This is a genomic window from Mordavella massiliensis, assembly GCF_016901695.1.
GTDB lineage: Bacteria > Bacillota > Clostridia > Lachnospirales > Lachnospiraceae > Claveliimonas > Claveliimonas massiliensis_A.
This window is the reverse complement of record NZ_JACJKS010000002.1, coordinates 121,730-143,052: the sequence shown is the minus strand read 5'-3', so window position 1 is coordinate 143,052 and position 21,323 is coordinate 121,730. Positions and strand designations below refer to the sequence as shown.

Sequence of the window (21,323 nt, the reverse complement as noted above, 5' to 3'; positions counted from 1 at the left end):
TTTTTGTATGTCTCTTTATTTCTGATTCCGGAACTGCACCGGCGTCATGTCGTAGGCCTTCTTAAAGAGCCGGTTGAAGTGCTCCACATTCTGATAACCCACGGACAGGGCGATGTTCTCAACGGTCATGCTGCTGCTCTTTAAGAGCGCCCTTGCCTTCTTCATACGTATTTTCTTCACAAGATCCCCGAACGTCATGCCGGATTTCTCCCGGATATACTTGGACAGGTAGGGCTTGGAGAGGAAGAACTTCTCCGCCAGGTCGTCCAGCGTCACGTCGATGTAGTTTGCCTGGATGTAGTTCATGATCTCGATCATGCGGGCATCCTTTACAGGCTCCGTGCTGCTGAGCTCCTCGATCTTGTTGACCGCCACGATCAGCGCCTCGATGGACGCGCGGATGATATCCGCGTCGATGCCGACGCCCCAGAATGTCTTCTCGTGGGAGATGATGCCCACGTAAGCCACCGCCTTGGAGGAGGAACCTCTCGTCAGGGAGTGCTCCTCATAGTAGCGCAGCTCATAGCTGATGTTGAAGTACTGCTTGATGGCGTTGCTCACCGCGTCCAGACGGCCGTTACCGGAGGCCGTCACCACCTGCTCGTCATTTCCGTGGTGGATGGTGGCGTCGGCGATGATGCCGTCGGCCTGGCGGAAGTGGCACTCATCGATGGAGAACACCGTCTTCGCGTTCACGTAGTTGTCTGTAAAGATCTGGTATACCCACTCCGGCGTCAGTTCCTTGTGGGCCCGGTCGGACACGCCCTTCACAAGGTAGCCGACCTCCTCGCGCATCTTCTCCGGCAGGTTGATGCCGTGGCTCTGCTTGAGGATATAGTTCACGCCGCCCTTTCCGGACTGGCTGTTGATGCGGATCACGTCAGAGTCATACCGTCTCCCCACATCCTGCGGGTCGATGGGCAGGTAGGGCACGGTCCACGCGGCGCACTTCTTCTCCTCCCTCCAGGCCATGCCCTTGGCGATGGCATCCTGGTGGGATCCGGAAAACGCCGTAAACACAAGCTCACCCGCATAGGGCTGGCGCACATCCACCGTCATCCTCGTGAGACGCTCGTAAGTCTCCTTGATCTCCTCCATGTCAGAGAAGTCAAGGCCCGGGTCCACCCCGTGGGAGAACATGTTCATGCCGAGGGTGATGATATCCACATTTCCGGTCCGCTCGCCGTTCCCGAACAGGGTCCCCTCGATCCGGTCCGCGCCGGCCAGGATGCCCAGCTCCGCCGTGGCCACCCCGCAGCCCCTGTCGTTGTGTGGGTGAAGGGAAAGGACCACGTTCTCCCGGTATGCCAGATGCTTGTGCACGTACTCAAGCTGGGAGGCAAACACGTGGGGCATGGCGTTCTCTACCGTGGTGGGAATGTTGATGATGGCCTTGTTGTCCGCAGAGGGCTTCCACACGTCCAGCACGGCGTTGCACACCTCCACCGCGTAATCCACTTCCGTCCCGGAGAAACTCTCCGGGCTGTACTCGAAGGTGAAATTCCCCTCTGTCTCATCGGCAAGCTGCTTCAGAAGTTTCGCGCCGTCGATGGCGATCTTCTTGATCTGCTCCCTGTCCTTTTTAAAGACCTGCTCCCTCTGGGCCACGGACGTGGAATTGTAGAGGTGGATCACCGCGTGGGGCGCCCCCTTCACGGCCTCAAACGTCCTCTTGATGATGTGCTCCCTCGCCTGGGTGAGCACCTGGACCGTCACATCGTCCGGGATCATGTCCCTCTCGATCAGGGCCCGCATGAAATTATATTCCGTCTCAGAGGCGGCCGGGAAGCCGACCTCGATCTCCTTGAATCCGACTTTCACGAGAAGCTCGAAGAACTCCAGCTTTTCTTCCAGGCTCATGGGCTCGATCAGGGCCTGGTTCCCGTCCCGCAGATCCACGCTGCACCACACCGGCGGGCAGTCGATGTATTCCTTCTTCACCCAGTCATAGGTCACCTCGGGGGGCATAAAATACTGCCGTTCATACTTCTCATAATTCTTCATGTAACATCTTCCTTTCAGCGGCGCAAAGCTGAATATTCATCAACTTTATTGTCCGATTTTAATACCTGTTTATCCTAACACACTGTCTGCAAAAATAGAAGTGGTGTTTTTAATCATTTTTATTGATCTATTTTAACCACTCCCTGCAGAACAGACGAAAAACCGCTCCGCGATCCGGCAAAGGCACCATCCGGGCGTCCTCTCCTCCACATCCCGGGCTGCCGTCACCTCCTGGCGGGCCATGACCTGGCCGTCCAGCGTCCACACGACCTGCCCCATCTTCTCCCCCTGTCTGACGGGGGCGGCAGCGTTCTTAGCAAGTTCCGCCTCCGGGACCAGTTCCTCCCCCTCCCCAAGAAGGAGGGTCACGCGGGACTTAACGGCTTCCAGGCGGACCGATGCCTCCTCTCCCAGCCTCCCGGATGCGGGCGCACCGCCCTTTACCGGAAGATCCGGCAGGGGGATCTGAAGCGTCACCTCTTTTCGGTGGTAGTGCTCCATCCCGTAGCGCATCAGTTCCTTCGTATCCTCCCACTTGTAGTTCCGGTTGTCTGGCCACCCGCAGGCCAGCAGGGCCACGATAAAAGTCCGTCCGCCGTCTTCAAGGGCTCCCACGTAACAGTAGCCTGCATCGGCCGTGAAGCCGGTCTTCCCTGTGAGCGCTCCTTCCATCATAGTCAGAAAGGCATTGTGGTTTACAAGGGAAAAACTGCGCGTTCCGTCCAGGTCTGCGATGGAGCGGTCCTTTGTGCGGGTGATGGCGAGGAAGTCCTCCCTGCACGGGGACTCTGTGATACAGTACCGCAGGATCAGCGCCAGATCCCTGGCCGTGGTGGAGTGGACGGCTCCGTTGTCAGAGGCGTCCAGCCCGTTGGGCGTGAGGAAACAGGTGTCGCGGCAGCCGATCTCCTCTGCCTTCCGGTTCATCATGGCGGCGAACTCTTCCACGCTCCCTCCCACCGCTTCCGCGATCACGACTGCGCTGTCGTTGTGGGATTCCAGCATGAGGGAGTAGAGGAGATCCGCAAGCCGGTACCTCTCCCTCTCCCGGACGCCGAGGCGGACCTGGGGCTGGGCGGCGGCGCCGGCCGACACGGTGCAGGCCTGCTCCATCTCCCCCTCCTCCAGGGCGAGGATGCACGTCATGATCTTTGTGGTGCTGGCCATGGGCCGCGCCACATCCTCCTCTTTCCCAAATAAAACACGCCCGCTGTCAGCGTCCATCAGGACCGCTGAGCGGGCGTAGAGCTGCGGCCCGTCCTTCTCACCGTCCCCCGCTGCCCGGAGGGAAAAGCCAGGGACAGCAAAAGACAGCAGCACAAGGAACGCCGCCATATACAGTTTCACACTTCTCATTCTCATCACGACCGGGCCTTCTTGGTACCGTTATCCCAATCTATGCGCATCGCCGGCGGGATATGCCTAGACATCCAGCTTGAGCTGCGCCTCCTCCTCGGCCTCGTGCTTGAAGTTTTCAATCTGCTCCGGATTGATGCCCGGCAGATCCTCCAGAGAGTGGATGCCGAACCGGCGCAGGAACTCCTCCGTCGTGCCGAAGAGGATCGGCTTGCCCGGGGCGTCCAACCTGCCCACCTCGCACACCAGGTCGTACTCCACCAGCTTGTTGACCGCATGGTCAGACTTTACGCCGCGGATCTTCTCGATCTCCAGCTTGGTCACCGGCTGCCGGTAGGCGATGATGGACAGGGTCTCAAGCTGTACGTCCGTCAGCACGTACCGGCGGGGCTGCTTCGCCACCCGGATCAGGTACTCGTACATCTCCGGCTTGGTGCACATCTGGAAGGAGCCGTCCAGCTCGATGATGCGGACCCCCCTGTCCTGCGCGTCATACTTGTCCATCATATTGCGGATCACCCGGCGGGTCGTCTCCTCGTCATGCCCTGCAGCGGCGGCGATCCGGGAAAGCTCCACAGAATCGCCCATTGTGAAGAGTATGGCCTCTATGATCCCTTCTAATCTGCTGATCTCCATTCACACTACCCCTTTTCCTCTTCCCTGTCTGCCACGGCCCCCTGGCCCTCGCAGATCATGGATGTAATACAGATATCGTCAAACGGCTGCTCCTGCCGGATAGTGATCTTCCCCGTCTTCATCAGCTCCAGGACTGCCAGGAACGTCACCACAAGACGCACTCTGGATGGCTGCTTTGCAAGCAGTTCGCGGAAGCTGAAGGTGCGGTGCTCCCTCGCATACAGTTCCACATCCGCCAGCTTCTCCGGCAGGGATACTTCCTCCTTCTCGATCTTCCCGAACCGACTGCGGATGGGGTCGATCTTGTCCGTCTGGCGCCGCATCATCTCCCGGAAGATCCGGTTCAGCTTCGCGAGCGTCACCCCGTCCAGCAGCGCGTCCAGATCCACAGGCTCCACATAGTCCTTAACTTCCCTTGGCACGTCCGGCGCCCGGTAGAGGGACCTCTCCCCGTCCAGTTGCCTGTCCTTCAGCTCATAGGAGATGTACTTGTACATCTTGTACTGGAGGAGCTGCTCCACCAGCTCCCGGCGCGGATCTTCCTCCTCGCCCTCCTCGTTCACTTCCCTTGGAAGGAGCATCCTGCACTTGATGTCCAGCAGGGTCGCCGCCATGAGCAGGAACTCGCTCATGATATTCAGGTCTTCCTTCTCCATGGCGTGGATATACTCCATATACTGGTTCGTGATCTCCACAATGGGGATGTCATAGATATCGATTTTATTTTTGTCAATGAGGTGCAGGAGGAGGTCCAGCGGCCCCTCGAACACCTGCAGCTTAACCTCTAACCCCACAGATAGCCTCCGCTCTTTTCATCTGATCTCATTTCATTGCCCGGCCATGACCGGATCTGTCTTATTATACCCGGACAGCCTGCATTTCTCAACCTGTTTCTACTGCCGCACAAGCACCCGGGAGCGCAGGACGCCCACCAGCAGCTCCTTTGCCTCCCGCTGCAGCTGTTCCACCGGCACTTTCTCCGCATGCCCCTCATTGATGAAGCCGATGATCCCGTAGCACAGAAAGCCTGCGATCCGCTTTGGGGAGTAGCGCAGCCGGCTCCTGCGGTCCATCCGCTTCGTGTGGCCCTCCACCGTCTCCAGGACGATGCTGTAAAACGCAAACGCGAGATAGGGATTCCGGTCCGGGGCCGTGTGGCGGAAGAAGTCAAAGTGGCCGTAGTACAGCTCCAGGATCGAATCCAGGATATTGCAGTAGCTCAGAGCCTCGTCCCGCCCCGGGTTGTTCTCCCGCTGCTTCCTCTCATAGGCGGCCGTCCCGATCTCCACCATATCCTGGAAGATCTCGTCCACCAGGGCGTATTTGTCGCTGTAGTGGGCGTAGAATGTGATGCGGCTGATCTCCGCCTCCTGGCAGAGCTGCGTGATGGATATCTGCTCGAAAGACAGCCCCGACAGGAGGCGGATCAGCGTATGTTTCAGCGTCCTTTTTGTCTTTGTGATCCGCTTATCTTCCATAAACATTTTCCTTTTTCTGTATAAATAACTAACAGTTTCCCCGGTTCTGTCATTGTGAACACACGGGTGTTCTGCTATAATACTTTAACATGTGTTAAAATAACGGTCAACCTGTAAAGTTTTGCGGACCAAAAGGAGAGTACTATGCCAGGTATTGCTATTATGACAGACAGCAACTGCGGGATCATGCCGGGATGCGAGCCTTTCGCAGACATCCGCATCATTCCCATGCCTGTCCTGATCGACGGAGAGATCTTTTACGAGGGGACGAGCATCCGCCCGGAGGAATTCTACGCAAAGCAGCGCGCGGGCGCGTCCATCAGCACATCCCTGCCCTCGCCGGGCGACGTGATGGACATGTGGGCTTCCCTCCTGAAAACCTACGACGAGGTCGTGTACATCCCCATGTCCGGCGCCCTGTCCACCTCCTGCGCCAGCGCGTCGGCCCTGGCGGCTGAGGAACCCTTTGCGGGCCGGGTCCACGTGGTGGACAACCGCCGCATTTCCGTGACCCAGGCCCAGTCTGTCCTGGACGCCCACTACCTCGCCGCCGACGGCCTGTCCGGCAGGCAGATCCGGGAGCAGCTGGAGGCGGAAGCCCTGGACGCCAGCATCTACATCGCCGTAGACACGCTGAAGTATCTGAAAAAAGGCGGCCGCATCACGCCTGCCGCCGCCGCGGTCGGCACGGTCCTTAATTTAAAGCCCGTCCTCACGATCCAGGGGGACAGGCTGGACGCCTTCACCAAAGTGCGGGGCATGAAATCCGCCTTCCGCGCCATGTGCAGGGCCGTGAGGGAAGATCTGGACACCCGCTTCGCCCCCCTAAAGGAGGCCGGCCTCCTCAAGCTCGGCATGGCGGAGACAGATATGACAAAGGAGGAATTCGGGCAGTGGCGCGACCGGTTTCAGGAATGCTTCCCGGATATGGAGGTCCTCCACTCCCCCCTCACCATGAGCATCGGCTGCCACACCGGCTCCGGCGCTCTCGGCGTGGGACTCGTCCGGGTGCACCGGCCGTAGTTCCCTACGCGCCGGCAAAGACAACAGACACAAGTTCTGCCATATTGAAGAGACGGACATGGACTGTATGGGTGCCGAGGCCCCTGCTGACGATACAGGTTTGTCCGTCTTTTTTGTACATGTCGCCGGAATACTGCGGAAAGAGCTGCATCTGCGGCGTGATCACGCCCCCCAGGCCGGGCAGGCGCAGGACGCCGCCGTGGAGGTGCCCGGAGAGGACAAGATCCGCGCCCCAGCCCCAGTATGCATCCATGTACATGGGATTGTGGGCCAGCAGAATATGAAAGCCGTCTGTGCCGGCAGGTCCTGCAGCCTCTTCCACCTCACCCGCCGACAGGCTCCCCTTCCCGAGATGCCGGTAGCAGGCAAGAGGGATCTCCAGCCCTGTCACCGGGAGGCAGAGACCCTCCTTCTCATAAAGCATGGTGCGGTTTTCCAGCAGGTGGACGCCGTGGGCCAGCAGCTTCTCCCGGTATCTTGCGTACCTGTCCCCGTACACATCCGTCTGCTCCTTCATCTTCTGCTCATGGTTCCCGTTTGCCGCAAAGACCGGGCACAGGGACGCCATCTTTCCAAGGAGGGCGGCAGCCGTCCGGTCCGTGTCCGGCTGCGTGCGGGTCAGCATATCTCCCCCCACAAGGATCAGGTCCGGATCCTCTCTTTCGATCTTCGCAAGGAGGTTTTCATTCTCCTTCCCGTATTCCTTCCCGTGCAGGTCCGAGAGGTAGAGCATGCGCACAGTCCCGCCTCTTTTCATGCCCGGCACCCGGATCCTGTACCTTCTTACCCGGAAGGTGCTGACCTCCCTTGCGATCTCCCCGCCGCATATGAGGGCGGAGGCGCCAAGCACCGCCAATGGCTTCTTCCACATGTATCTTCTCCTCCTGTCACAAGTTTCGCTGGTACTGATTATAGTATCATCCCGCCTGTTTTGCAACGTTCCTCTCTCTTCCTGCCACAAAGAAGTCTTCCAGCGCCCGCAGAAGGGAGCTCTCATAGGTGGCCCGCTCCACCTTCCCGGCCGCCCCGAGAGGCGCGGATCCGATCTCTTTCCCCTCCAGGCTGTAGACGACCTCCCCCGCCGCATCTCCTGTCTCCACAGGCGCTTTCAGCGCGCCGGACGGGCGGAATTCCTTTTGGATCTTCGTCAGGTCCGCGCCCTGGGTGTCCACATAGGTAAACGGTTCCATCTGGCGCACCCGCACCGTATCCGCGACGCCGCCCTGCACCGGGACCGGATCCGGCTCCTCCCTGCCCTCATCTGCGTAGAGCACGCACGTCCCGAACCCGTAGTCCAGAAGAGCCGCCGCATCTGCAAACCGCTCCTTTGACGTGGGCGCCCCCAGCACCACAGCGATCATATCCATACTGTTCTTCCTGGCGGAAGCCGAGATACAGAATCCGGCCTCGTCCGTGGACCCGGTCTTGAGCCCGGTGGCTCCGGCATACTGGCGCACGAGCCTGTTTGTGTTGGCGAGCGTAAAGGGGCTGCTCCCCTTCGCCGTCACGTGGGTGATGTCCTCCATCCAGATCAGGGCGTAGTCCTTTACCTGCGGATAGGTAAGGAGCAGTTCCCGGGACATCAGGGCGATATCCCGGGCCGTTGTCAGATGCCCCTCCGCGTCCAGGCCGTTGCAGTTCACAAAAGATGTATTCTCCATCCCCAGAGCGGCGGCACGCCTGTTCATCTGCGCCACGAACGCCTCCTCGCTGCCTTCCGTGTACTCTGCCATGGCTACGCAGGCATCGTTGGCGCTTGCCACGGCGATGCATTTGATCAGCGTCTCCACCGTCTGCACTTCCCCCGCTTCCAGGAATACCTGCGAACCGCCCATAGACGCCGCATATTCGGACACAGTCACCTCGTCGGCCAGGGAAATCCGTCCCTGTGCCAGCGCGTCAAAGATAAGGAGAAGCGTCATGATCTTCGTCACACTCGCAGGCGGCCCCTTTTCATCCGCCTGTCTTTCATACACAACCGTCCCGGTGGATGCCTCCATCAAAAAGACACAGGGCGCGCTCACCTGCGGGCCTTCCGCCTGCTCCCCGCCTGCCTCCTCCCCCGCGTCCGCAGGCGCTGCCAGGGACGCCGCGCCCTGCCCGCAGAGCAGAAGAGCCAGCAATACAGCCGCCATTTTCTTCATCTTCGCCCTCTCCTTTGCATGTTTCGTCTGTTAACAATATATTGTAAAACACCGCCGGCTATGCTAAGATTATCTCTGCCTCTCCCGCTGTTTCAGGCGGGAGAAAGAATGACAAAAAAGGGGTTTTTCGACTGTGAACAAGAAAGAAGTACTGGAAATACGCAGGCAGTTCTCACCGCAGAACTGCGCCATCACCCGCATCTGCGGCTGCTACGTGGACGGGGAAAAAGAAAAAAAGCTGGAGTTTAAGGATGCCTTCCTCTCCCTGCCCGAGGAGGAGGAATTCAAATATTTCGACCTGTTCAAGCGCACACTGTCCGGGACCGTGGGCAAAAATCTGCTGAACATGTCCTTCCCCCTGGACGCGGAACTCCCGGGAGGGCCCCAGCAGTTCCTCCTCCAACTGCGCGACTCAAAGCTGGACGACGACATGCTTGTGTCCGAGTTCTACGACAGGGTGATCGAACACTATGATTTCGGGGAGCACTATCTCATCCTTCTGATCCACGCAGCCTACGATGTGCCGGGCAAAGCCTCCGACGGCACGGAACTGTACGACGCCTCCGACACAGTCTACGACTACATCCTGTGCAGCATCTGTCCGGTGGCGCTCTCCAAGCCGGGGCTTTGCTACAACGCGCAGCACAACAGCATCGAGGACCGGATCCGGGACTGGATCGTGGGGGATCCCGCAAACGGCTTCCTCTTCCCGGCTTTCCACGACAGGGGCGGCGATCTGCACAGCCTCCTCTACTACTCGAAAAAGCCGGAGGATCTCAAGGATGCCTTCCTCTCCCAGGTGCTGGGGGCCGGCTGCGTCCTGAGCGCCGGCACGCAGAAAGAGTCGTTCCAGACCATGATCGCCGACACGCTGGGTGAGGACTGCGCATACAGCGTGATCCGCAACATCCACGAGAACCTGAACACCCTGATCGAGGAGAACCAGGAGGCGGACGAGCCCCTGGAGCTCGGAAAGCTGGAGGTGAAGCGTCTCTTTTCCCTGAGCGGCGTGCCCCAGGAGAACCTGGAGCACTTCGACCGGGATTTTGAGGAGACGGTGGGTGAAAAGGCGTCCCTTCTCGCCTCCAACATCGCCAGCACAAAAAAATTCAACATCCGCACGCCGGACATCGTCATAAACGTCAATCCGGACCGCACGGATCTTGTGGATGTGCGCCTCATCGACGGGCGCAAATGCCTGGTCATCCCCGTGGACGACCAGGTGGAGGTAAACGGGATCGAAGTGAGGATGGATCCCGCCTCTGACCAGGATTAGACATATGAAAAATGCCTGCCGGAACAGCTTCCGCGCAGGCATTTGCTTTTCTCCTACAGATCCACGATCCGCGGGCGGTGGTGTGTATGGGGCAGGAACTTCTTCAGCAGGTCCTGCGTCTTAAACTTCAGGTGGGTCGTGTTGATGCCCGTGTTGCACACGAACCACTCCCCCTCCGCGACTTCCTTGTCAATGATGAGCTGCACATAGTCGTCCTCATCATTTAAAAGTCCCATCACGCTTGCGGATCCCGGCGTGCAGCCGATGTGCTTCACCATCAGCTCCGGCGGGGCGAAGGACATGTGGGACACGCCCAGCTTCCTGCTGAAAGAGGCCGTGTCAAAAGGTTTGTCGTCCGGCATCAGGAGCAGGAAGAAGGAAGTCTTCTTCTGGTTGCACAAAAAGACGTCCTTTCTGACCGGCGCGCCGAGCACCTCCCCGATCTCCGCGCATTCCTCCATGGAAGAGGCGGGGTCATTGTCCACCCTCTCGTACGGGATGCCGAGTTTCTGTAAGACCTTGTATACTTTCTGCTCCAGGGGAACGCGCTCTTGTGCGTTCTCCGGAGGCGTTGTCGTGATCTCGCTGATATACATTGGGTATTTCCTCCGTTTCTGTTTTGTCTTATAATACACATTATAGAGCAGGGCAGGCGGCAAAGGCAAGCTTTGTCTGCGCCCGGACTAAAAAAGAAAGGAAAAGGCAGTATGAGATACATTTTAGCATCCGCATCACCCAGAAGGAGGGAGCTTCTCACCCAGGCCGGCCTCTCCTTCGACGTCATGCCCTCCGGTGCCGAGGAGAAAATGGAGGGCTCCGACCCGGCGCAGATCGTCCGGGGGCTGGCCATGCAGAAAGCGGCGGACATCTATGCGAAAGCAAAAGATGAGACGGACGGCGATCTCACCGTCATCGGCGCGGACACAGTCGTCTCTTACAGGGGCGAGATCCTCGGCAAACCGGCGGACGGGGAGGAAGCCATGGACATGCTCTCCCTCCTCGCCGACCGCACGCACCAGGTGTACACCGGCGTCTGCCTTCTCGTGCGAAAGGACGGCAAAGAGACGGCGCACAGCTTCCACGCATGCACCCAGGTCACCTTCTACCCCATCTCCAGGCAGGAGCTGCGGGACTATATCGCCACCGGCGATCCCCTGGACAAGGCCGGCGCCTACGGCATCCAGGGCCCCTTCGCCATCCACGTGAAGGGGATCGAGGGGGATTACAACAACGTGGTGGGGCTCCCCATCGCAAGGCTCTGGCAGGAACTCAAGCAGCTGGGTCTAAAATAAAACGAGTGACACGCAGATGCGTGTCACTCTTATTTTGCACATTAGTTATATTTACGTTTTCTTGCAGCTTCGGATTTCTTTTTGCGTCTTACGCTCGGTTTCTCGTAATGCTCTCTCTTCCGAATCTCCTGCTGAATGCCAGCCTTTGCGCAGCTTCTTTTAAATCTGCGTAAAGCGCTGTCCAACGTCTCGTTTTCTTTAACGATTACATTTGACATAGTCTCACACCTAACCTCCCCTCCAGCCCTATATTGTGCATCATACGACTGATCGGGTATTTTTATTGCACTACCATAGATTATAGCACATTTTTCCGGCACGTCAATGATTTTTTTGCGTTTTAGAGCTGGTTTTCCAGCACTTCCTTCGCCTTGGCAAGGGCCTCGCCGATGCCTGCCGGGTTCTTGCCGCCTGCCTGGGCCATGTTCGGACGGCCGCCTCCGCCTCCGCCCACGCAGGACGCGATGGCTTTGATCAGGTTGCCGGCATGGGCTCCCGCCCTGATGGCGCCCTCCGTGGCTGTCGCCATGAGGTTCACCTTGCCGTCTGTATCTGACGCCAGCACGATCACGCAGTCGCCCAGCTTGTCCTTGAGCTGGTCTCCCAGATCCCGCAGGCCGTTCATGTCCGCTCCCGGCGCCTGGGCAGCCAGGAATTTCATGCCTTTCACCTCGGTCACCTGATCCGTCACGTCGCCCATGGACTCCCTGGCCAGTTTGCTCTTTAAGCTCTCCACCTCGCTGTGGAGCTCCTTGTTCTCCGCAAGCATGTGGGTCAGTCTCTCCTCCACCTTGTCAGGCGTCGTCTTCAGAAGTTTTCCGCAGCGCTCCAGGCGCGCCTCCAGCTCATCGTAGTACCGGAGAAGCCCCTTGGATGTGAGGGCCTCGATCCTGCGGACGCCGGCCGCAACACCTGTCTCAGAGACGATCTTAAAGGCGGTGATGACGCCTGTGTTGTCCACGTGCGTGCCGCCGCAGAACTCTTTTGAGAAGTCGCCCATGCTCACCACCCGGACGATGTCGCCGTACTTCTCGCCGAAGAGCGCAGCAGCCCCTGTCTTGCGCGCCTCCTCGATAGGCATGTTCTCAGCCCTGACAGGCAGGCAGTTCATGATCTGCTCATTGACGATCTCCTCCACCTGCTTCAGTTCCTCCTTCGTCATGGCGGAGAAATGTGTGAAGTCAAAACGGAGCCTGTACTCGTTGACAGAGGAGCCGGCCTGCTCTACATGAGAGCCCAGCACCTGGCGCAGCGCCTTCTGCAGCAGGTGCGTGGCGCTGTGGTTCCTGGCGGAGAGGGCCCGCTTCTCCTCATCCACGTTGAGGGACGCTTTGTCCCCCACCTTCAGCATGCCGCTCTCCACATGGCCCACATGGCCGATCTTGCCGCCCAGGAGCTTGATGGTATCCTCCACCCGGAACACGCCGTCCGCTGTGCGGATGTATCCGTTGTCCGCCTCCTGGCCGCCGCTTGTGGCATAGAAGGGCGTCTCCTTTACAAAGACCGTTCCCTTCTCCCCGTCAGAGAGGGCATCCACGATCTCGTCCTCCGTGGTGAGGACGGTGATCTCGGAATCGTATGTCAGATGGTCGTATCCGACGAATTTGCTTGTGACGGAGGGATCAATGGACTCGTACACGGTCACGTCCGCGCCCATGTAGTTGGTCTCCCCGAAGGTGCCTTTCGCCTTCTCCTTCTGCTCCATGGCCGCCTTCTCAAACCCTTCCTCGTCGATGGAGAAGCCTTTCTCCTCCAGGATCTCCCGGGTCAGATCTGCAGGGAACCCGTACGTGTCATAGAGACGGAACGCCTCCGCGCCGTCCAGCACTTTCACGCCCTGCTTCTCCATCTCGGCCTCCAGGCCCTCCAGGATGGACAGTCCCTGATCGATGGTCTTATTGAACTGGTCCTCCTCTTTTGTGATCACTTTAAAGATAAAGTCCTTCTTCTCCTCCAGTTCCGGATATCCGTCCTTGGATCCGTCGATGACGGTCCGGGCCAGCTCCACGAGGAATTCCCCCTGGATGCCCAGGAGCCGGCCGTGGCGGCATGCCCGGCGGAGCAGGCGGCGCAGCACATAGCCCCTGCCGCTGTTGGAGGGCAGGATGCCGTCGGAGATCATAAAGGTGACCGAGCGCACGTGGTCTGTGATCACGCGGATGGACACATCCGTATCGTACTCTTTCCCGTACTCCTTTCCGGCAATGCGGCACACATGCTCCCGGAGCGCCAGGATCGTATCCACATCGAACATGGAGTCCACGCCCTGCACGATGCAGGCCAGGCGCTCCAGTCCCATGCCGGTGTCGATATTCTTCTGTTCCAGTTCCGTGTAGTTGCCGTGGCCGTCGTTGTCGAACTGGGTAAATACGTTGTTCCAGATCTCCATGTAGCGGTCGCAGTCGCAGCCAACCGTGCAGTCCGGCTTTCCGCAGCCGTACTCGGGTCCCCGGTCATAGTACACCTCGGAGCAGGGGCCGCAGGGGCCGCTTCCGTGCTCCCAGAAGTTGTCCTCCTTGCCGAAGCGGAAGATCCGCTCCGCAGGGATGCCGATCTGCTTGTTCCAGATCTCCCACGCCTCGTCGTCATCCACATAGACAGACGGGTAGAGACGGTCCGGGTCAAGGCCCACCACCTCGGTGAGGAACTCCCACGTCCAGGCGATGGACTCCTTCTTAAAATAATCCCCAAAGGAAAAGTTGCCCAGCATCTCAAAGAAGGTGCCGTGGCGGGCTGTCTTTCCAACATTCTCGATATCACCCGTGCGGATGCACTTCTGACAGGTGGTGACCCGCTTTCTCGGCGGGATCTCCTGGCCCGTGAAATAGGGCTTCAGGGGCGCCATGCCGGAATTGATGAGCAGCAGGCTCTTGTCGTTGTGCGGCACAAGGGAAAAACTCTTCATAGCCAGGTGTCCCTTGCTCTCGAAGAACTCCAGGAACATCCTTCTTAATTCATTCACTCCGTATTTCTGCATAACTTCCTCCTATATTCAGGCTATCTTCTAATTATAAGGAGAGCCCCGGAGTTTGTCAACGCCGGGGCTTTTAATTAATCCAGCTCGATCTCCTCCAGCTCCTTCGGCGGAAGCTGCCGGGAGGATGCTTTCACAAAGTCCTGTATCTTCTTCTGGGCCTTGGCCACCGGGATGTTCGTGCCGGCTCCGGCCACACAGCCGCCGGGACAGCCCATGCCCTCGATGAGGCAGCCGTTCATGCGGCCCGCCTTCGCCAGGGTGAGCACTTTCTTGCACTCAGCCAGCCCTTCCGCATGCTCGATGCTGACATCCACATCCGGATAGTACTCGCCGATGCACCTGCGGATGGCGTCCGCCACGCCGCCCGCCACGGCGTATCCGCGCCCTGCGCCGGTGGCGTTGTGGAAGGAGGACTCGGCCTCGTATTTGGTGAGGTCAATGTCCTTTGCGTCAAACATGGCCTGCAGTTCCTCAAATGTGATGACAAAGTCCACATCGCTGCGCACATCCCTGCGCATGGCCTCCAGCTTTTTGGCCGCGCAGGGGCCGATGAAGACGACTTTGGCGTCCGGGTGCTTCTGCTTGATCGTGCGGGCTGTCGCCACCATGGGCGTCAGCTCCTGGGATACCTCGTCGATGAGATCCGGGAAGTATTTCTTTGCCAGCATGGCCCAGGACGGGCAGCAGGATGTGAGGAGGAAGGGAAGCTCTCCTGTCGCCACCTTCTCCACATAGTGATGGGCCTCAGCGACAGCGCCGATGTCCGCGCCCAGGGCCACCTCGTAAAATTCCTTAAATCCAAGCTCCTGAAGCGCCGCCTTCAGGTTCCTGGGCGTGATGTTGTCGCCGAACTGACCGTAGAATGCCGGCGCGATCTCCGCGATGATCTCCTCCCCGCCTTTCAGGGCGTGCGCCAGCTGGAAGATCTGGGATTTATCCGAGATGGCGCCGAAGGGGCAGTTCACCATACACATGCCGCAGGATACGCACTTGTCCGCGTCGATGTAGGCGCGCCCCATCTTGTCGGACGTGATGGCGCCCACGCCGCACGCCTTCTGGCAGGGGCGCTCCTTCTTGGCGATGGCGTCGTACGGGCATACAGACTTGCACTTGCCACACTTGATGCACTTGGACTGGTCGATGTAGGATTTTCCGTTCACGAAGGAGATCGCTCCTTTCGGGCAAACCTCCATACAGGGGTGGGCCAGGCAGCCCTTGCACATGTTGCTGACCTCGTAGCCTCTCTCCTCGCACGCCTCGCAGGCGGACGGGATCACCTGCATAAGCGGCGGTTCATAGTACTTGTCGGAAATGTTGCTCGCCTCCACGCCTGCCGTCAGGTGCACCGGCCTGTTCTCCGGCCGCAGGGACAGGCCCATGGCAAGGCGGAGTCTCTCGCGCACGATGGCCCGCGCGCGGTACACGCTCTCCCTGTACTTCACCTTTGTATCCTCATTGACCATCTTGTAGGGAATGGCCTCCATATCGTCGTTCAGTGTCTCGTCGCAGGACTCGAAGCCAAGTCTCGCCACTTCCTCGAACACCTGGCGGCGGATCCTGCGCACTGTTGTATCCAGCCCTCTTACCATAACGCTGTCTCCTCCTGTCATTTTAATCATCTACACTATAGCCAGTTGTTAATTTCCTGTCAAGGAGGGCCTGTGTACAAAATCAGATACATGAAAAATGTCCCTATCTGTCAAATACACGCTGGGCATAATAGACGGACTGCATGGCGTCCTTCCCATAGAAATCCGCGCCGATCTGGTCCGCGTACTCCTGGTTCAGGACCGCGCCTCCCACCATCACGCGGCAGTCGCTCTTGCGCTCCCGCAAAAGGCGGATCGTCTCCTCCATACTGCTGACCGTGGTCGTCATGAGGGCGGACAGCCCCACCAGCCGGACGTCCTCCTCCACAGCCTTCCCGGCAATGTCCTCCGGCGGCACGTCCTTGCCCATGTCGATCACCTGGAAGCTGTAGTTCTCCAGAAGTACTTTCACGATATTTTTGCCGATATCGTGAATATCTCCCTTCACCGTGGCGAGGATCACCTTGTCCTTTTTCTCCCTGCCGGTCCCGCTCTCCTCCATCCGGGCTTTCAGGACCGCGAAGGCGGCCTTGGCAGCGTCTGCGCTCATGAGAAGCTGGGGGAGGAAGACGGTCCCTTTCTCAAAGCCTTTTCCCACTTCGTCGAGGGCCGGGATCAGGTGTCCGTCGATGATGGCAAGGGGCTCTTCCTCCTTCAGGAGCTCTGCCGTGAGCGCCGCCGCATCCTCCTTCAGCCCCTTCCGGATGGCGCCCTTAAGGGAGGGCGCCCCGGCGGAGGCGCCGCCGGCGGAGACTGCCAGCTCTTTTTCCTGCCCGAAGCGGCGGATGTAGGCCCCACAGTTCACATCGTATCCCATGAGGGCCCGGTACGAGAAGTAGGCCCCCATCATGTCCTCCGAAGCCGGGTTGATGATCCCTGCCGTCAGGCCGCTCATGAGCGCCATCGTGTAGAAGCCGGCGTTGATCACCGGACGGCGGGGCAGCCCGAAAGAGATGTTGGAGACGCCCAGGACTGTGCGCACCCCGTACCTCTCCCGCACGAGGCGCAGCGCCTCCAGTGTCGTCCCGGCGCCCGCCGGGTCGGAGCTGATGGTCATGGCCAGCACATCGATCACGATGTCCTTTGGCTCGATGCCGTACGCCGCCGCCCCCGCAAGGATCCGGCCGGCGATGTCCGCCCGGCCTTCAGCCGTATCCGGGATCCCCGTTTCATCCAGGGTGAGGCCCACCACCACGCCGCCGTATTTTTTCACAAGCGGGAAGACCTGCTCCATGGATTCCTGCTTGCCGTTCACAGAGTTGATCATCGGCTTGCCGTTGTACATGCGCATGCCTGCTTCCAGCGCTGCCGGATCCACCGTGTCGATCTGCAGCGGCAGGCTCGTGATGCTCTGGATCTCCCCTATCACATCCCGCATCATGGCCGCCTCATCGAGATCCGGGAGCCCCACATTCACATCCAGGATGTGGGCCCCGGCTTCCTGCTGGGCTGCCGCCTCCCTGAGAATGTAGTCCATATCGTGCTCTTTCAGCGCCTGGCGGAACCGCTTCTTGCCGGTGGGATTGATGCGCTCGCCGATGATCACCGGCTCATCCCCAAGGACCACCGCCTGCCCGTAGGAGGAGACGACGGTCTCCTTCTTCTTTACAGGCGGCTTCACGGCAAGCCCCCGGCAGGCTTTCGTCATGCTTGCGATGTGCGCAGGTGTCGTCCCGCAGCAGCCTCCGACGGCGCAGGCGCCCATCTGAACGATCCGCTTCATGGAGGCGGCAAACTGCTCCGGATCCACATCGTACACGGTCCGTCCGTCCCGGACTGCCGGCAGGCCGGCGTTTGGCTTTACGATCACCGGCAGGGAGGTGACGCGCAGGATCTCCTCCAGCACAGGGAGCATCTGCGCAGGGCCCAGGCCGCAGTTGATGCCGAGGGCGTCCACCCTAAGTCCCTCCAGCATGGCGACAGCGGCAGCCACATCCCCGCCGGTCAGAAGTTTTCCCCGCTCGTCAAAGATCATGGTCACAAAGACCGGAAGGGAGGTATTCTCCTTCGCGCCCAGTACGGCCGCCTTTATCTCGTACATATCGCTCATGGTCTCAATGTGGATCAGATCCGCCCCGGCAGCCTCCCCGTACCGGGCGGCCTCCCCGAAGGCGGCAACGGCCCGCTCAAACTCCAGATCGCCCAGCGGCTTCAGAAGCTTCCCGGTGGGCCCCATATCCATGGCCACATACACCTCCCGGTCATCCGTGACGCCCAGGTATGCGCCCTCCCTGGCGCTCACCACAGCCGCGGTGATGATATCTTCCAGGTCGTAGTCCCCGCCGTGGAATTTCAGGGCGTTGGCCCCGAATGTATTTGCCAGGACAATGTCGCTGCCCGCCTCAAAATACTGCCGGTGGATATCCACGATCTCCTCCGTGTGCTCCAGGTTCCACGTCTCCGGCAGTTCTCCCGCCGCAAGCCCCTTCTCCTGCAGGAGCGTGCCCATGCCTCCGTCAAAAAAAAGCAGTTCTTTTCCCAGTCTGTCCAGTATCATCCTTCGTTCCTCCGATATATGCAGTCTCTTTTTTCACAGGCCTCGCAGCCCCTCCGGTGGCACGGCTCCCTGTGCCTGCTGATGCCGGCCACGGCCGTGACGGATTTCACAGGCGTCAGCATGCAGCTGTCCGTCATGGACAGTCCGATCCGCTTCGGCGCCTCCAGCATAGCCAGGATCTGCCCCTGGTGCCGGATGGAAAAATCTCCGTATCCGGGGCTGAACCTGGGCCGCAGGTATCTGCCCTCCCCGGCAAGGCGGCCGGCGATCCTCTCCTGCTCCTCATCCAGATACGCCTCCAGCATGGCCGCGGCGCAGGCCTGGGTCACGACCGCGTCCGCCATGTCCGTCAGGGACTGCCGCCGCAGGAGCCGGTCTACGCCCGCGCCCAGCGTGGCGGCCAGCAGGATGGCCCGGCAGCATCCCTTCATATTCTTCCCGAGGCTCCTGCTGCGGATGTGCATGCCGCCGATCCAGACTTCCCCGTCTCCCGTGAGGGAGAGGTCGAACTCCCGGCTGACAAACCGCCTGTCCGCCGTGCGTTCCAGCTCCCGGAACGCCTGCCCGATCTTCTCCGCCACAAGGCTGTCCGCCTGCTGCCTGCCGTATCCGAGATAGCGCAGCGCCTCCTTCGTCCTCTCGTCTGTCATACCTTTCTCCTGTAGAATGCAACGGGCCGCCGCGCCCGATATGTGAACGCGGCGGCCCGTGATCTGTCTTCTTTTTTATAATTCGTCGTAGAGCTTCTCGTACTCCCTGGCGGAATGGTTCCAGGAGAAGTCCTGCTCCATCGCCCGGTCCACGATCTTGTTCCAGTCTCTCTTGTGGTCGTAGTAGATCTGCTCTGCGTAGCGGACGGTAGCCATCATCTCATGCGCGTTGTAGTTGGCAAAGCTGAAGCCCGTTCCTGTCTTCTCGTACTCGTTGTACGGCTCCACCGTATCCTTCAGGCCGCCTGTCTCCCGCACGATCGGGATCGTGCCGTACCGGAGGCTCATGAGCTGGCTTAAGCCGCAGGGCTCAAAGAGGGACGGCATGAGGAATGCGTCCGACGATGCATAGATCTTGTGGGACATGGGCTCGGAATAGTAGATATTCGCGGACACCTTGCCCGGGTACTTCCAGGCATAGTGGCGGAACATGTTCTCGTAGCGCGCCTCGCCTGTGCCGAGAGCCACGATCTGGATGGCGTCCTGGCAGAGCTCGTCCAGCACGCAGTCGATCAGATCGAATCCCTTCTGGTCCGTCAGCCTGGACACGATGCCGATCATCATCACGCGGCTGTCCTTCTCAAGGCCCAGTTCCTCCTGGAGCGCCAGCTTGTTCTTCACCTTCTCCTTGCGGAAGTTCGCAAGGGAGTAGTTGCGCGCGATATGTCTGTCCGTCTCCGGATTGTAATCATCGTAGTCGATGCCGTTCACGATGCCGGACAGGCAGTTCGCCCTGGCGTTCATAAGGCCGTCCAGCTTCTCGCCGTAGAAGGGGGTCTTGATCTCCTCCGCGTATGTATTGCTCACCGTCGTGATGCGGTCCGCGTAGACAATGCCGCCCTTGAGGTAGTTGGCGTCCTTGTACGCCTCCAGCTTGTCCGGCACAAAATAGTAGGGAGGAAGCCCTGTGATGTCCTGCACCCGCTTCGTGTCCCATGTACCCTGGAACTTCAGGTTGTGGATCGTCATGATCGTCTTGATCCCCCTGTAGTACTCATTGCCGTAGCGGAAGTTGTCGAGGAAGACGGGGATGAGGCCGGTCTGCCAGTCGTGGCAGTGGATGATGTCCGGGCGGAACCCGATCACGGGGAGCGCGCTCAGCACCGCCTTGGAGAAGAAAGCAAACTTCTCAATGTCCGCATACATATCGCCGTACGGGGCCCATCCGCTGAAATAGTACTCATTGTCGATGAAGTAGAAGGTGATCCCCTCGTACTCCATCTCCAGGATGCCCACGTACTCCGTCCTCCAGTTCAGATCCATGTAAAAATGCGTCTTGTACTGCAGCCGGTTCCTCCACTCTTCCTTAATGCAGAGGTATTTCGGCAGCATGACGCGGACATCATACTTCTCTTTATCAAAATACTTCGGCAGGGACCCGGCCACGTCAGCCAGTCCGCCTGTCTTGATAAAGGGAACGGCCTCCGATGTCGCAAAAAGTATCTGTTTCATGATGTTTTCTCCTCCCATCCTTACGATATATCAGTATATGGCCTTATTATACCGTATTTTTCTGTGGAAGAAAAGGGTTATCTGTTTTTATACTCCAGCCGGAGCGTGTCTGCGATCAGGGCGATAAATTCCGAATTTGTCGGCTTCCCCTTCCCGTTGCTGACCGTGTATCCGAACAGCTCGTCCAGGGTGTCCAGCTTCCCCCTGCTCCACGCCACCTCGATGGCGTGACGGATCGCCCGCTCCACGCGGCTGGCTGTTGTCTGGTGGCGCTTGGCCACTGTCGGGTACAGCACCTTTGTCACCGCGTTGAGCACATCCATGTCCTCCACCGCCATCATGATCGCGTCGCGCAGGTAGTGGTATCCCTTGATGTGAGCCGGGATCCCGATCTCATGGATCATGTCCGTCACCCTTGTCTCCAGGTTCCTCTCAGGCCCTGCCTGCGCCTGCTCCCCGCCGTGGGAGCAGGGCGGCTTCCCCTTCCTTGTCGCCTGCTTGATCCGCTCCAGGATCACCTCGTTCCTGAACGGTTTCATCACATAGTACATGGCGCCTTTGTCAAACGCATCCTCTGTGATCCGCTCCTGCCCCACCGCTGTGACTATGATAAAATACGGGCGCTTTTTCAGCGTTTTATCATGATTGACTGCGTCCATCACGCCAAGCCCGTCCATTTTTGGCATGATCAGATCCAGGAGGACAACATCCGGCTCCTTCTCCCGGATGACCCGGCACATGTCCTCCCCGTTATTTGCCTTTCCGACAAGGCGCAGATCCTTGTCTGTACTGATGATATCGCCAAGCAGTTCCAGAATTCTCTCGTTGTCGTCGGCGATTGCCACACTGATCTCTCCCATTCCGTAATCCTCCTATCTGTTCTTTCAAA

General features: G+C 59.2%; 18 protein-coding genes. 3 read left to right on the top strand and 15 right to left on the bottom strand.

Features of this window, described 5'->3' with window-relative positions; genetic code table 11:
* Positions 1-15: 15 nt before the first annotated feature.
* The 5 genes from H6A20_RS01995 to H6A20_RS01975 all read right to left on the bottom strand — a co-directional run bounded on the left by H6A20_RS01995 (position 16) and on the right by H6A20_RS01975 (position 5,474).
* Entirely contained in the window at positions 16-2,004 is a 1,989-nt protein-coding gene (locus tag H6A20_RS01995; protein ID WP_204905488.1) for a 2-isopropylmalate synthase, read from the bottom strand.
* Between the two features lie 132 nt (positions 2,005-2,136).
* Positions 2,137-3,360: a D-alanyl-D-alanine carboxypeptidase family protein gene (locus H6A20_RS01990; protein ID WP_204905487.1), complete on the bottom strand. Its 1,224-nt coding sequence runs from the start codon at positions 3,358-3,360 to the stop codon at positions 2,137-2,139.
* 66 nt (positions 3,361-3,426) lie between these two features.
* Positions 3,427-3,996 carry an SMC-Scp complex subunit ScpB gene (gene scpB / locus H6A20_RS01985; protein ID WP_204905486.1) on the bottom strand — a complete coding sequence of 190 codons (570 nt, stop codon included), beginning with the start codon at positions 3,994-3,996 and terminating at the stop codon, positions 3,427-3,429.
* Positions 3,997-4,001: 5 nt separating this feature from the next.
* A complete protein-coding gene (locus tag H6A20_RS01980; protein ID WP_204905485.1) occupies positions 4,002-4,790 on the bottom strand; it encodes a segregation/condensation protein A in 789 nt (262 codons plus the stop codon).
* A 99-nt stretch (positions 4,791-4,889) separates the two neighbouring features.
* Positions 4,890-5,474 (bottom strand): TetR/AcrR family transcriptional regulator, encoded by a 585-nt coding sequence (locus tag H6A20_RS01975; protein ID WP_204905484.1) that lies wholly within the window; start codon positions 5,472-5,474, stop codon positions 4,890-4,892.
* 144 nt (positions 5,475-5,618) lie between these two features.
* On the opposite strand from H6A20_RS01975, the gene H6A20_RS01970 reads away from it, so the two are divergent.
* Complete coding sequence (locus H6A20_RS01970) at positions 5,619-6,497, top strand: DegV family protein (RefSeq protein WP_204905483.1); 879 nt, start codon at positions 5,619-5,621, stop codon at positions 6,495-6,497.
* A 4-nt stretch (positions 6,498-6,501) separates the two neighbouring features.
* On the opposite strand, the gene H6A20_RS01965 is transcribed toward H6A20_RS01970, so the two are convergent.
* Entirely contained in the window at positions 6,502-7,368 is an 867-nt protein-coding gene (locus H6A20_RS01965; protein WP_204905482.1) for a metallophosphoesterase, read from the bottom strand.
* A gap of 46 nt (positions 7,369-7,414) precedes the next feature.
* Positions 7,415-8,641, bottom strand: a complete 1,227-nt coding sequence (locus H6A20_RS01960; protein WP_204905481.1) for a D-alanyl-D-alanine carboxypeptidase family protein — start codon at positions 8,639-8,641, stop codon at positions 7,415-7,417.
* Between the two features lie 133 nt (positions 8,642-8,774).
* On the opposite strand from H6A20_RS01960, the gene H6A20_RS01955 reads away from it, so the two are divergent.
* Positions 8,775-9,917 carry a DUF4317 family protein gene (locus tag H6A20_RS01955; protein WP_204905480.1) on the top strand — a complete coding sequence of 381 codons (1,143 nt, stop codon included), beginning with the start codon at positions 8,775-8,777 and terminating at the stop codon, positions 9,915-9,917.
* Positions 9,918-9,970: 53 nt separating this feature from the next.
* On the opposite strand, the gene H6A20_RS01950 is transcribed toward H6A20_RS01955, so the two are convergent.
* The gene (locus H6A20_RS01950) at positions 9,971-10,513 is read right to left on the bottom strand and encodes a prolyl-tRNA synthetase associated domain-containing protein (RefSeq protein WP_204905479.1); all 543 of its coding nucleotides are present in this window, start codon (positions 10,511-10,513) and stop codon (positions 9,971-9,973) included.
* A gap of 111 nt (positions 10,514-10,624) precedes the next feature.
* Here H6A20_RS01950 and H6A20_RS01945 point away from each other — a divergent pair, with 111 nt between their 5' ends.
* On the top strand, positions 10,625-11,209 hold the full coding sequence (locus tag H6A20_RS01945; protein ID WP_204905478.1) for a Maf family protein: 585 nt from the start codon (positions 10,625-10,627) through the stop codon (positions 11,207-11,209).
* Positions 11,210-11,250: 41 nt separating this feature from the next.
* Here H6A20_RS01945 and rpsU read toward each other — a convergent pair whose 3' ends face one another.
* The 7 genes from rpsU to spo0A all read right to left on the bottom strand — a co-directional run bounded on the left by rpsU (position 11,251) and on the right by spo0A (position 21,294).
* A complete protein-coding gene (gene rpsU, locus H6A20_RS01940) occupies positions 11,251-11,427 on the bottom strand; it encodes a 30S ribosomal protein S21 (protein WP_004222305.1) in 177 nt (58 codons plus the stop codon).
* A gap of 122 nt (positions 11,428-11,549) precedes the next feature.
* Positions 11,550-14,186, bottom strand: coding sequence for an alanine--tRNA ligase (alaS, locus tag H6A20_RS01935; protein WP_204905477.1), 2,637 nt, complete (start codon positions 14,184-14,186; stop codon positions 11,550-11,552).
* A 74-nt stretch (positions 14,187-14,260) separates the two neighbouring features.
* Positions 14,261-15,775, bottom strand: a complete 1,515-nt coding sequence (locus H6A20_RS01930) for a 4Fe-4S dicluster domain-containing protein (protein WP_204905476.1) — start codon at positions 15,773-15,775, stop codon at positions 14,261-14,263.
* A gap of 103 nt (positions 15,776-15,878) precedes the next feature.
* Positions 15,879-18,272: a homocysteine S-methyltransferase family protein gene (locus H6A20_RS01925; RefSeq protein WP_204905475.1), complete on the bottom strand. Its 2,394-nt coding sequence runs from the start codon at positions 18,270-18,272 to the stop codon at positions 15,879-15,881.
* Positions 18,269-18,922 (bottom strand): vitamin B12 dependent-methionine synthase activation domain-containing protein, encoded by a 654-nt coding sequence (locus tag H6A20_RS01920; protein WP_204905474.1) that lies wholly within the window; start codon positions 18,920-18,922, stop codon positions 18,269-18,271. Before H6A20_RS01920 ends, H6A20_RS01925 begins: the two co-directional genes overlap by 4 nt.
* A 75-nt stretch (positions 18,923-18,997) precedes the next feature.
* Positions 18,998-20,434 (bottom strand): glycogen synthase GlgA, encoded by a 1,437-nt coding sequence (glgA, locus tag H6A20_RS01915; RefSeq protein WP_204905473.1) that lies wholly within the window; start codon positions 20,432-20,434, stop codon positions 18,998-19,000.
* A 77-nt stretch (positions 20,435-20,511) separates the two neighbouring features.
* On the bottom strand, positions 20,512-21,294 hold the full coding sequence (gene spo0A, locus H6A20_RS01910) for a sporulation transcription factor Spo0A (RefSeq protein WP_204905472.1): 783 nt from the start codon (positions 21,292-21,294) through the stop codon (positions 20,512-20,514).
* Positions 21,295-21,323: the final 29 nt, after the last annotated feature.